Genomic DNA, 12,234 nt, shown 5'->3' with positions numbered 1-12,234 from the left:
CTCCGCGACGCCTACGCGCTCGGCGCCACCGTCTACGACCTGCGCGGCATCTCCGACTCGCTGGACGAGTCGGACCACCTCAGCGTGTCGAAAGCGGAGAAACCTGGGCCTCAAAGGGGATGTGCGATCCGGACTCCGCCAGGCGTCAGGCCGGCGGACGGCGGCGGGCGTACTCCAGCTCCGGGCGCCCGCGCGTGCCGTACCGGGGCGCGCGGGTCGCGACGCCGCGGTCGGCGAGGAACTCCAGGTACCGGCGGGCCGTGATCCGCGCGAGGTGCAGCTCGTCGGCCACCTCGCTCGCGGACAGCGCGCCGGCGGCCCGGGCGAGCAGGTCGGACACGGTGTCCAGGGTGTCCTGGGACAGCCCCTTCGGCAGCCCCGCGGCGTTCGAGGTGCGCAGCGCGGCGAACGCGGTGTCCACCTCGCGCTGGCTCATCGTCGAGACCGGCGAGCGCATCTGCTCGAAGTACTTGCGGTACGCCCCGAGCTTCTCGGCGAACAGCCCGAACGCGAACGGCTTGATGAGGTACTGCACCACGCCGACGGCCACCGCCTCGCGCACCACCTCCAGCTCGCGCGCCGCGGTCACGGCGATCACGTCCACCACCAGGCCCGCCGCGCGCAGCTGCCGGCACAGCACCAGGCCGTGCCGGTCGGGCAGGTTCATGTCCAGCAGGAGCAGGTGCACCTCCTGCCCCGCGGCCTGGGCGTCGCGCAGCGCGCGGACGGTCTCGCCCGCCGTGTGCACCACCCCGGCCAGCTCGAACCCGTCCACGCGGCGCACGTACTCGCCGTGCGCGTCGGCGGTGCGGTGGTCGTCCTCCACGACCAGGACCCGGATCACCCGCGGCCGCCCGGCCCGGTCGGCCCGGCGAGGGCGGGCGGTACGACGACGGCGTCGGCCGGGTCGGCCGGTACTGTCGTTCCGCCCGCAGCAGGAGGCACGACGACGGCGCCGTCGTCCGGCGGACCGCCCGGCGTCGCCCCCTCGGGGCGCGGGAGCGTGACCGTGAAGACCGCGCCGGTGCCCGCCCCGCGGGTCAGCTCGACGTCGCCGCCGAGGCTCTCGACCACCTGGCGCACCAGCGCCAGACCGTAGCCGCGCCCGCCCGCCGCGGCGTCCTTGGTGCTCCAGCCCTGGTCGAAGATGTGACCGAGGTCGGCGTCGGCGATGCCGGCCCCGCTGTCGGAGACCTGGAAGACCAGAGAGCCGTCGTCGCCGTTGGCGAGGTAGATCTCCACCCACGCCTCGGTCGCCCCGGCCAGCGCGCGGGCCGACGCGGCGTCGATCGCGTTGTCGATCAGGTTGCCCAGGATCGTCACCACGTCCACCGGTTCCAGCCAGTGCGTGCCCGGCGTCAGGTGCGTCTCGAAGTGCATCTCGACGGCGCGCTCGCGCGCCTGGGCGGCCTTGCCCAGCACGAGCGCGGCGATGACGGGCTCCTCGATCGCCTGCACCACGCGGTCCGTGAGCCGCTGGCCCAGGTCCTTCTCGCCCGCGATGAACCGCAGCGCCTCGTCGCTGCGGCCCAGCTCGATGAGGGTCGCGATGGTGTGCAGCCGGTTGCTGAAGTCGTGGGTCTGGGCGCGCAGGGCCTCGGAGATGGTGCGCACCGACGACAGCTCGCCGGTGACGCGCTGCAGCTCGGTGCGGTCGCGCAGGGAGACCACCTCGCCGACGTTGCGGCCCGACGCCGCCGCGGTGTCGCGGCCCACGAGCAGCACGCGGTCGCCCACGCGGACGGGACCCTCGGGCGCGGTGCCGACCAGCACGTCGTGCACGGCGGGGGACAGCCGCTCGTCGTCGACGGCGAACGGCGCCGTGAGGTCCGGGACGTCGAGCAGCCGCAGCGCCTCGTCGTTGGCGAGCACCACGGTGCCGTCCTCGACCAGGAGCATGCCCTCCTCGACCGAGTGCAGCACCGCCTCGTGCGCGGTGAACAGGTGCGCCAGCTCGTCCGGGCCCTTGCTCTCCGTGATCCGGTCGAGCCGGCGCGCCAGCAGGGTCGCGGCCACCGCGCCCGTGCCGAACGCCAGCAGGGTGCCGACGCCGACCACCACCAGGCGGGGGACGATGCTGTCCCACAACCGGTCGAGCGTGACGCCGGCGGAGACCATGCCCACCACCTCGCCGTCGTCCGTCACGACGGGGACCACGGCGCGCACCGACGGGCCGAGCGTGCCGTCGTAGACCTCGGTGAACGTCTGCCCGCGCAGGGCCGGCCCCGTGGTGCCGACGAACGGGCGGCCGATCTGCCACGTGTTGCGGTGCGTGTAGCGGGTCCGGTCGGTGTCCATCACGGTCAGGTAGTCGATGTCGGTGGTGGCCATGACCCGCTCGGCGTACGGCTGCAGCAGCCCGGAGGCCTCGGCGACGGCGCCCGGACGGTCCGTCTCCAGCGTGTCGTGCGCCCGCGCCACGGTGTCGATCACGAGCGACTCCGCCGCGACCGTCGCCGCCAGGTCGGTGCTCTCCTTCGCCGCGTGCGTCTCGGCCGAGGACCGGGCGTCCAGCGCCAGCAGCCCGAACACGATGACGGCCCCGGCGAACAGCAGCGCCGTGTGCACGGCGAGGAACCACCTCGCGATACTCGCACCCCGTCGCTGCGCCACGGGGTCCATTGTGGACCGCCCGCGCCGCTGCTCCGACCGCCGCGAGAACACTATGTACGCAATGGTGGGGTTCGCCGCCCTGGCCAGCACTCTTGTCGCTGACCACACAGCGTTGTGAGAGGAACACACCATGGCGGTAACGCAGCCCGCCGGCGCCGGGACCACCCCGCGCCGCCGGCTCGACAAGAGTCACTACCTGTACATCGCGGTGATCGTCGCCGTCGTCGCCGGCGTCATCGTGGGCCTGGCCTCCCCGGAGACCGGAGTGGCGCTGAAGCCGCTCGGCACCGGGTTCGTCGCCCTGATCAAGATGATGATCTCGCCCGTCATCTTCTGCACCATCGTGCTGGGCATCGGCTCGATCGCGAAGGCCGCCACCGTCGGCCGGGTCGGCGGGCTGGCGCTGCTCTACTTCATCGTGATGTCCACGTTCGCGCTGTTCATCGGCCTCGTCGTCGGCAACGTGCTGCACCCGGGCCAGGGCCTGAACATCGCGGACGCCAGCTACGAGGCGGAGGGCGAGGCCGCCGGCCTGGTCGACTTCGTGCTCGGCATCATCCCCACCACGCTCGTCTCGCCGCTGACCGGTGAGTCCGTGCTGCAGACGCTGTTCGTGGCGCTGCTCGTCGGGTTCGCCATCCAGCAACTCGGCGCTCGCGGCAAGCCCGCGCTCGACGCCATCCGCCTGGTCCAGGCGATCGTGTTCCGCGTGCTGACGATGATCCTGTGGGTCGCCCCCGTGGGCGCGTTCGGCGCCATCGCGGGCGTCGTCGGCGAGACCGGCTGGGGCGCCGTCGTCGCCCTGGGCACGCTGATGGTCGGCTTCTACCTGACCTGCATCCTGTTCATCGTGGTGGTGCTGGGTGCCGTGCTCTGGTTCGTGGCCCGCGTGAACATCTTCTCGCTCATGAAGTACCTGGCGCGGGAGTACCTGCTGATCGTCAGCACGTCGTCGTCCGAGGCGGCCCTGCCGCGCCTCATCGCCAAGATGGAGCACCTGGGCGTGTCCAAGCCGGTCGTCGGCATCACGGTGCCGACCGGGTACTCGTTCAACCTGGACGGCACGGCCATCTACCTGACCATGGCGTCGCTGTTCATCGCCTCCGCGATGGGGACGCCGCTGTCCGTGCCCGAGCAGATCGGCATGCTCGCCTTCATGATCATCGCCTCCAAGGGCGCCGCCGGGGTCACCGGCGCCGGCCTGGCGACGCTCGCGGGCGGCCTGCAGACCTACCGCCCCGACCTGGTCGACGGCGTGGGCATCGTGGTGGGCATCGACCGCTTCATGTCCGAGGCGCGGGCCCTGACCAACTTCACGGGCAACGCCGTGGCCACGGTCATCATCGGCACCTGGACCAAGGAGATCGACCGCGACCGCGTGACCGAGGTGCTGTCCGGGGCGCTCCCGTTCGACGAGAGCGCGGCGGACGACCTGCACGCGCCGGACGACGCCGCCGGCTCGACGGACGACGGCGCCGGCGACGATGCCGGTGACGACGCCGACCGCACGGGCGGCTCGCGCCCGCGGGTGCCGGAGCCGACGGGCGTCTGAGGGCGCTGTCGGCGCCGTTTGACGGCGCCGACCAAGGACCGACGCCGGCCGGGGAACTCTGGGGGTACCCCGGCCGCCGTCTGACAACTGGGTCCGCCTCCGGCAGGTGATCAGGCATGTTCTGCGACGCGGAGCATGCGGGATCGCCTGCCGGAGGCGGACCCTTCGTCGTTCCCTCCGGGCCGGTGTGCGGGAATATATGGACGGCGCGTGCACTTCTGTGTTTATATGAACGCACAGTCCACATCGAGACCGGCGTCAAGATCAGGGAGCACCCCATGAGCACCAGCACGGAAACCAGCGGCACCCGACGCGTCGCGCTCGTCACCGGCGGGTCGGGCGGCATCGGCCGCGCCGTCGTCGGGCGGCTCGCGGCCGACGGCTACGCCGTCGCCGTCCACTACGCGGGCAACCAGGCCCGGGCCGACGATGTCGTCGCCGAGGTCCAGGCCTCCGGCGGCCAGGCCATCGCCGTCGGCGGGGACGTCGCGGACGAGGTAGCGATGGCCGCCGCGTTCGACGCGACCGAGGCGGCGTTCGGCGGCGTCGACGTCGTCGTCAACACGGCCGGGATCATGCTGCTCGGCCCGGTCGCGAGCTTCGACCTGGCGGACCTCGACCGCATGCACCGCACCAACATCCGCGGCACGTTCGTCGTTGCCCAGCTCGCCGCCAACCGGCTGCGCGCCGGCGGCGCCCTGATCAACTTCTCGACGTCGGTGGTGCGGGCGCAGTTCCCGGCCTACGCCGCGTACGTGGCCAGCAAGGCCGCCGTCGAGGGCATGACGCTGATCCTGGCCCGCGAGCTGCGCGGCAAGGACATCACGGTCAACGTGGTGGCGCCCGGCCCCACGGCCACCCCGCTCTTCCTGGACGGCAAGGACGAGCAGACCATCCAGAACCTGGCGAACGCCGTGCCGCTCGAGCGCCTCGGCCAGCCCGAGGACATCGCCGAGACGGTCGCGTTCCTGGCCGGCCCCGCACGCTGGGTCAACGGTCAGGTCATCTACACCAACGGGGGCCTGGCATGAGCGCCGTCGTCGTCATCACCGGAGCGTCGAGCGGGTTCGGGGCGCTGACCGCGAGGGCCCTGGCCGCCGCGGGCCACACCGTCTACGCGGGCATGCGGCAGACCGAGGGGCGCAACGCGCCGCAGGTCGACGCCGCCCGGGCCTGGGCTGCCGGGCATGCGGCTGACCTGCGGCCGGTCGAGCTCGACGTGAGCTCGCAGGAGTCGGTCGACAGCGCCGTCGGGCAGATCGAGGCCGAGCACGGGAGAGTGGACGTCCTGATCCACAACGCCGGGCACATGGTCGTCGGCCCGGCCGAGGCCTTCACGCCGGAGCAGCTCGCGCAGCTCTACGACGTCAACGTGCTGTCCACCCAGCGCGTGAACCGGGCGGTCCTGCCCGGCATGCGCCGCCGCGGCGCGGGGCTCGTGGTCTGGGTGTCCAGCTCCAGCGTCAAGGGCGGCACCCCGCCGTACCTGGCCCCGTACTTCGCGGCCAAGGCGGGCATGGACTCCCTCGCGGTGTCGTACGCCGCGGAGCTGGCCCGCTGGGGCGTGGAGACGTCGATCGTCGTACCCGGCTCGTTCACGAGCGGCACCAACCACTTCGCGCACGCGGGCCACCCGGCCGACGCCGCGGTAGAGGCCGAGTACGAGACCCGGTACGCGGGGCTGATGGGTCAGGTCGCGGAGAAGCTCGCGGCCCTGGCGCCCGACGCCGACGTGTCGCTGGTCGCCGACGAGATCGCCCGCATCGTGGCCCTGCCCGCCGGGCAGCGGCCGTACCGGGTGCACATCGACCCGGCCGACGACGGCTCCGAGGCGGTCTCGGACCTCGCCGACCGGACCCGCCGCGAGTTCCTGGAGCGCGTGGGCCTGCCGGACCTGCTCACGGTGGGGGCGGCGGCCTCGCCGATCAGCGACGCCGAGCCCACCTAGACTCGCGGGAGCTGAGGAGGAGGGGACATGACGGACCAGGTGACGGTGTCCGACGGTCACGCGCCCGCGCGCGGCCGGGGACGCGGGCGGCGGCCGGCCGACGACGTGCGCGCCGACGTGCTGCGGGCGGTCGGCGAGGTGCTGCTGGCCGACGGCATCGCCGACCTGACGTTCGAACGGGTCGCGCGCCTGTCCGGCGTCAGCAAGACGACGCTCTACAAGTGGTGGCCCTCCAAGGGGGCGCTGGCCCTGGACGGCTACTTCCACGCCGTGCAGCAGACGCTTGCGTTCCCCGACACCGGCGACATCCGCGTGGACCTGCGCGACCAGCTCCGGGCCTTCGTGCACCTGATGACGACGACGCCCGCGGGGCGCATCCTCGCGGAGCTGATCGGCCAGTCGCAGACCGACCAGGACCTCGCCGTCGCCTACCGCACGCTGTACTCGTCGGAGCGGCGACGCCTCGCGGCCGAGCGGCTGCGCGCGGCGCAGGAGGCGGGGCAGGTGCGCGACGACGTCGACGTGCAGGTCGTGGTCGACCAGCTCTGGGGCGCCGTCTACCACCGGCTGCTGGTCCCGGACGAGCCGGTCACGGAGTCGTTCGCCGACGCCCTGGTGCACAACGTGCTGACGGGCATAGCCCGCCCCTAACCTTCCGGCCGTAGGTGAACGTAGGTCTGGTTGCACTCTGAGCGCTCAGAGTGCGACTACCCCTACGTTCGGCGGCGCCGACGTTCTCAGCCAAGGAGCAGGGTGACCAGCAGGGAGATCGGCAGGGCGAGCAGCATGCTGACCAGCGTGATGTCGCGGACCGACGTCGTCGCCAGGCGGAAGTGCCCCGCGAACAGGAACACGTTCTGCGCCGTGGGCAGCGCCGCCATGAGCACCACGCCGAGCAGGTCCAGGCCGTCCAGCCCGAACAGAAACCTGCCGACCACCCAGGCCAGCACCGGCATGACCAGGGACTTGAGCACGGTGCCGAGCACCACCTCGGCCCGCGCCTCGCGGCCCAGCGGACGCTGACCCCGCAGCGACATGCCGAACAGCAGCAGGAGCAGCGGCACCGAGGCGTGGCCGAGCATCTCGACCGGCTGCCCGAGCACCGCGGGCAGGTCCACGGAGAACGCCGCGGCGAGCAGACCCAGCCCGGTCGCGACCGTCACCGGGTTGGCCAGCGACCGGGCGAGGGTGGCGCCGAGGGAGCGAGTGCCGGGGCCGGCGGTGTCGGCACCGGCACCGGCGTCCGCGGCGGAGCCGGAGGTGACGTCGTCGTCGGAACGAGCGGCGGCAAACCGCCCCGCCCGTGCCGCCCGGTGCCGGCACCACGCGAACACCGACAGGTACACCGGCGCCACCACCAGGAGCTGCGCGATGAGCACCGACACCACCGGGGCGGCGGTCCCCACGGCGTACAGCGCGATCGGCACGCCGATGTTGCCCGCGTTCACGTACGAGCTCGCCATCGCGCCGGCCGCAACCGGGCCGGCTGGTCGCCGCAGCAGCCCGCCCGCGACCACCGCGTAGAGCAGCCCCGTGGCCGCCGCCGTGATCAGCGCGATCGGCGTGTAGGTGCGTAGGACGGCGCCCAGGTCGGCGTCGGACATGAGCAGGAACATCAGCGCCGGGTTGGTGATGTAGTAGACCAGCGGCGCGATGCCGCGCTGCATGGCGCGGGCCTCGCCGGGCAGCACCCACGCGGCGACGAACCCCACCCCGACGAGTACGAGCACGATCGCAAACCCGAGCAGCACCCCGCTCATCTCAAACCCCGCCCCCCGCAAGAACGCTGAGTGCTGGGTATCTGCGGGGCCGTGGGGCTTTTGTACCGCAAATAGCCAGCACTCAGCGAGTCGGGCGGGGTCAGCGGACCAGGCACGGGCGCTTCGGGTCGAAGGCCCAGCCGGGGATCAGGTACTGCATCGCCGTCGCGTCGTCGCGGGCGCCCAGGCCGTGCTCCAGGTACAGCTCGTGCGCGGCGGCCAGGCGCTCGCGGTCGAGCTCGACGCCGAGCCCCGGCGTCGTCGGCACCTGGATCGCGCCGCCGGCGATCTGCGGCGGCGCCGTCGTCAGGCCCTGACCGTCCTGCCAGATCCAGTGCGTGTCCAGCGCCGTGATCTCGCCGGGCGCCGCCGCTCCGACGTGCGTGAACATGGCCAGCGAGATGTCGAAGTGGTTGTTGGAGTGCGACCCCCAGGTCAGCCCGAACTCGTGGCAGAGCTGGGCCACCCGCACCGAGCCCGCCATGGTCCAGAAGTGCGGGTCGGCCAGCGGGATGTCGACGGCGCCCGCGCGCACCGCGTGCGCCATCTCCCGCCAGTCGGTCGCGATCATGTTGGTCGCGGTCGGCAGCCCGGTCGCGCGCCTGAACTCCGCCATGACCTCCCGGCCGGAGAACCGGCCCTCGGCCCCGCACGGGTCCTCCGCGTAGGCGACGACGCCGCGCATCCGCCGGCCCAGCCGGATCGCGTCGGTCAGCAGCCAGCCGCCGTTGGGGTCGAGCGTGATCCGCGCGTCGGGGAAGCGCTCCTTGAGCGCGACGACGGTGTCCACCTCCAGGTCACCGGCCTGCACGCCGCCCTTGAGCTTGAAGTCGGTGAACCCGTACCGCTCGGCGGCGGCCTCGGCCAGGCGCACGACGGCGTCGGGCGTCATCGCCTCCTCGCGGCACAGCCGCCCCCACGCGTCGGACTCGTCGTCCCCGCGCAGGTACGGCAGGTCGGTCGCGCCCGGGTCGCCCACGTAGAACAGGTATCCGAGCATCGGCACGGCCTCGCGCTGGACGCCGTCGCCGAGCAGCTCCGCGACGGGCACGCCCAGGTCCTGGCCGTGCAGGTCGAGCAGCGCGGACTCCAGGGCCGTGACCGCGTGCACCGTGGTGCGCAGGTCGAAGGTCTGCAGCCCGCGCCCGCCCGCGTCGCGGTCGGCGAAGGCGCGGGCGACGTCGCGCAGCAGGGAGCGGTACCGCGCCACCGGCTGCCCGACGACGATCGTGCCGGCCTCCTCGATCGTCGCCCGGATCTTCTCCCCGCCGGGCACCTCGCCCAGCCCGGTGCGGCCGTCGGAGTCGGTGACGATCGCGACGTTCCGCGTGAAGAACGGGGCGTGCGCGCCGGACAGGTTCAGGAGCATCGAGTCGTGGCCCGCGACGGGCACGACCTCGACGCGGGCGATCGTGGGGTGCGCGCTCACCGCGCGGCCTCCGCGGTTTCCGCGGCGCCGTGCGCGTCCGTGACGTCTGTGTCCGTCGCGCCCACCACCACGTCGAGCACGCCGTCGACCCGCCGCGTCAGGTGCCACGGGTTGTCCGACCGGAGCGGCTCGGGCAGCAGGTACTCCGGCAGGTTCTGGTAGGCCACGGGCCGCAGGAACCGCTCGATCGCGAGCGTGCCCACCGAGGTGGTGCGCCCGTCCGACGTCGCGGGGAACGGCCCGCCGTGCACCATCGCGTGCCCCACCTCGACGCCGGTGGGCCAGCCGTTCGCGAGGATGCGGCCCGCCTTGCGCTCCAGCACGGGCAGCAGGGCCGCAGCCGTCTCCCGGTCGGACTCGGTCAGGTGCAGCGTCACGGTGAGCTGCCCCTCCAGGCGCTCGACGGCGGACAGCAGCTCGGCGGCGTCCGAGTACCGGACCACGAGCGAGGCCGCGCCGAAGATCTCGGCCTGCAGCACGGGGTTGCTCAGCAGGGTCGGCACCGCGCTGGCGAACACCGCGGGCGCGGGGGCGTTCTGGGTCGCGCCGGGCGATCCGGCCCCGACGAGCGACACGCCGTCCTGCGCGGCCAGCGCGTCGACGCCGTCCTGCCAGGCCTGCGCGATGCCCTCGGTGAGCATGGTCTGCCCGGCGGCGGCCGCCGCGGCGCGCCCGGCGGCGGCCACGAACGCGTCGCCGCGCTCGCCGTCCGGCACGAACACGAGGCCGGGGGCGGTGCAGAGCTGGCCCGAGGAGCCGGTCACCGACGTGAGGTACGCGGCGGCCAGCGTGTCGACGTCGCCCGCGAGGGCGCCGTCGAGCAGGATCGTGGGGTTGATCGAGCTCATCTCGGCGTAGACCGGGATGGGGACGGCGCGGGCTGCGGCTGCCGCGACGAGCGCGAGGCCGCCGCCGCGGGAGCCGGTGAAGCCGACGGCCTGGATCACCGGGTCGGACACGAGCGCCTGGCCCACGACCTTGCCCGGCCCGTAGACCAGCGAGAACACGCCGGGGTGCAGGCCGGACGAGGCCACGGCGTCGGCCACGGCGCGGCCCACGAGCTCGGCCGTGCCGGGGTGCGCGTTGTGCGCCTTGACGACGACGGGGCAGCCCGCGGCCAGCGCGGAGGCGGTGTCGCCGCCCGCGGTGGAGAAGGCGAGCGGGAAGTTGCTGGCACCGAAGACGGCCACGGGGCCGACCGGCACCTTGCGCTGCCGGATGTCGGCGCGTGGCAGGGGAGTGCGGTCGGGCAGCGCGGGGTCGATCCGCACGCCGCGGTGGTCGCCCTGGCGCACGACCTGCGCGAACAGGCGGAGCTGGTTGGTGGTGCGGGCGACCTCGCCCGTCAGGCGGGCCGCCGGGAGGCCGGTCTCGCGCATGGCCCGCGCGACGACGTCGGGCGCGACCGCCTCGATGTTGGCCGCGACCTGCTCCAGGAAGCGGGCGTGGGGCTCGGGCGCGAGCGCGGAGAAGGAGGCGAACGCCTCCTGCGCGGCTGCCGTCGCGCGGGCGACCTGTGCCTCGTCGAGCAGGGAGTACGCGGGTTCGAGGGCCTGGGCCGTGGCCGGGTCCTGCCCTGCGAAGGTGCCGGCGGTGCCCGGAAGGGGCGCGCCGGCGACGATCGAGTGGCCGGTGAGCTGGGTCATCGCATGTCTCCTTGAGGGCGTTCGGGTCAGCCGGCCAGGGTGTCGACGGCGGCGTCGGCAGTGCTGGCCGGAGCGGCGCCGGCCGCACCGGGACGCACCCCGGCGGCGTCGATCAGGGCGGAGAGGTCGGCGAGGTCCTGGGTGGTGAGGTCCTGGAGGGGCGCGCGCACGCTGCCCATGTCGCGGCCGACCGCCTTCATGCCGCCCTTGACGATCGAGACGCCGTACCCCTTGGTGCGGTCGCGGATGTCGAGGTAGGGCAGCACGAACCGGCGCAGCTTCTCGGTGACCGCGGCGTGGTTCAGCGCCCGCACGTCGCGGTAGAACTCCAGCGCGAACTCGGGCACGAAGTTGTACATGGCCGACGAGTAGGTGCTCATGCCGAGCTGCAGCAGCGGCAGGGCGTAGGTCTCGGCGGTGGGCAGGCCGCCCAGGTAGAAGAGCCGGTCGCCGTTGGTGGCGTAGACGCGCGTGAGGTGCTCGATGTCGCCGATCGCGTCCTTGAACCCGATGAAGTTCGGGTGGCGCTCGGCCAGCCTTGCGACCGTGGTCGCGGAGTAGATCGCGTTGCCGCGGTTGTAGACGATGACGCCGAGGTCGGTCGCGGCGCAGACGGCGGAGGCATGCTCCAGCAGGCCGTCCTGGTCGGCCTCGGTGAGGTACGGGGGCAGCAGCAGCAGGCCCTCGGCGCCGGCGTCCTGCGCGGCGCGGGCGTTGTCGATCGCCTGGGCGGTGTTGCCGCCCGCGCTGCCGAGCACCGGGGTGCGGCCCGCGGCGGTCTCGACGGCGAGGCGCACCACGCGGGCCGACTCCTGCGGCGTCAGGCTGAAGCCCTCGCCCGTGCCGCCGGCGGCGAAGAGGCCGCCGATCCGGAAGCTCGACTGCCAGTCGATGTGGTCGCGGTACCGCTGCTCGTCGATCGCGCCGTCCGCGGTGAACGGCGTGACGGGGAACGACAGCAGCCCGTCCTTGAGGGCGACGGCGAGCTCCTGCGGTGCATACGTGGCCAAGGTGGCCCCCTCCTGTGACAGACGTCGACGATGGCGACTGGTCGGGCTAGGTTCTCGGCGCCACGGTAAGAACCCTCCACGATGCCTGTCCAAGCCCAAAACGGCATCGACTCATGCCGGCCCTGCATCACCGGCCCCGGCCGGCGTCGTTGAGTGCTGGCTATTTGCGGTATCGAAACGATTCCACGCCACAAAAATACAACACACCAGGCTCTTAAAGAAAAAACACATCACACCACAACACAACAAATAAAGGATGGCGTGGGGGGAGTGAGA

The 12,234-nt window shown here is 73.0% G+C and carries 10 protein-coding genes; 4 read left to right on the top strand and 6 right to left on the bottom strand.

The window, feature by feature from the left end; translation table 11 throughout:
- Positions 1–145 precede the first annotated feature (145 nt).
- Both ACFWEJ_RS20800 and ACFWEJ_RS20795 read right to left on the bottom strand, forming a co-directional pair.
- Positions 146–844, bottom strand: a complete 699-nt coding sequence (locus tag ACFWEJ_RS20800) for a response regulator (RefSeq protein ID WP_377231090.1) — start codon at positions 842–844, stop codon at positions 146–148.
- Positions 841–2,613, bottom strand: coding sequence for an ATP-binding protein (locus tag ACFWEJ_RS20795; RefSeq protein WP_377231089.1), 1,773 nt, complete (start codon positions 2,611–2,613; stop codon positions 841–843). The genes ACFWEJ_RS20800 and ACFWEJ_RS20795 overlap by 4 nt, the downstream gene beginning before the upstream one ends.
- 130 nt (positions 2,614–2,743) lie before the next feature.
- Here ACFWEJ_RS20795 and ACFWEJ_RS20790 point away from each other — a divergent pair, with 130 nt between their 5' ends.
- The 4 genes from ACFWEJ_RS20790 (at position 2,744) to ACFWEJ_RS20775 (ending at position 6,764) form a co-directional block, all read left to right on the top strand.
- Positions 2,744–4,165, top strand: a complete 1,422-nt coding sequence (locus ACFWEJ_RS20790) for a cation:dicarboxylate symporter family transporter (protein WP_377231088.1) — start codon at positions 2,744–2,746, stop codon at positions 4,163–4,165.
- Between the two features lie 278 nt (positions 4,166–4,443).
- Positions 4,444–5,196 (top strand): SDR family oxidoreductase, encoded by a 753-nt coding sequence (locus tag ACFWEJ_RS20785; protein WP_377231087.1) that lies wholly within the window; start codon positions 4,444–4,446, stop codon positions 5,194–5,196.
- A complete protein-coding gene (locus ACFWEJ_RS20780) occupies positions 5,193–6,113 on the top strand; it encodes an SDR family NAD(P)-dependent oxidoreductase (RefSeq protein WP_377231086.1) in 921 nt (306 codons plus the stop codon). Before ACFWEJ_RS20785 ends, ACFWEJ_RS20780 begins: the two co-directional genes overlap by 4 nt.
- Before the next feature lie 27 nt (positions 6,114–6,140).
- Positions 6,141–6,764 carry a TetR/AcrR family transcriptional regulator gene (locus ACFWEJ_RS20775; protein WP_377231085.1) on the top strand — a complete coding sequence of 208 codons (624 nt, stop codon included), beginning with the start codon at positions 6,141–6,143 and terminating at the stop codon, positions 6,762–6,764.
- 86 nt (positions 6,765–6,850) lie between these two features.
- On the opposite strand, the gene ACFWEJ_RS20770 is transcribed toward ACFWEJ_RS20775, so the two are convergent.
- From ACFWEJ_RS20770 to kdgD, 4 genes are all read right to left on the bottom strand, one after another.
- Complete coding sequence (locus ACFWEJ_RS20770) at positions 6,851–7,873, bottom strand: AEC family transporter (RefSeq protein WP_377231084.1); 1,023 nt, start codon at positions 7,871–7,873, stop codon at positions 6,851–6,853.
- Between the two features lie 100 nt (positions 7,874–7,973).
- Positions 7,974–9,302 carry an enolase C-terminal domain-like protein gene (locus ACFWEJ_RS20765; RefSeq protein WP_377231083.1) on the bottom strand — a complete coding sequence of 443 codons (1,329 nt, stop codon included), beginning with the start codon at positions 9,300–9,302 and terminating at the stop codon, positions 7,974–7,976.
- Positions 9,299–10,948 (bottom strand): aldehyde dehydrogenase (NADP(+)), encoded by a 1,650-nt coding sequence (locus tag ACFWEJ_RS20760; protein WP_377231082.1) that lies wholly within the window; start codon positions 10,946–10,948, stop codon positions 9,299–9,301. The genes ACFWEJ_RS20765 and ACFWEJ_RS20760 overlap by 4 nt, the downstream gene beginning before the upstream one ends.
- 26 nt (positions 10,949–10,974) lie before the next feature.
- Positions 10,975–11,958 (bottom strand): 5-dehydro-4-deoxyglucarate dehydratase, encoded by a 984-nt coding sequence (gene kdgD / locus ACFWEJ_RS20755; protein ID WP_377231081.1) that lies wholly within the window; start codon positions 11,956–11,958, stop codon positions 10,975–10,977.
- Positions 11,959–12,234: the final 276 nt, after the last annotated feature.

This window comes from Promicromonospora sp. NPDC060204, from assembly GCF_042728455.1.
GTDB lineage: Bacteria > Actinomycetota > Actinomycetes > Actinomycetales > Cellulomonadaceae > Promicromonospora.
This window is presented reverse-complemented; position numbering and strand designations above follow the sequence as displayed.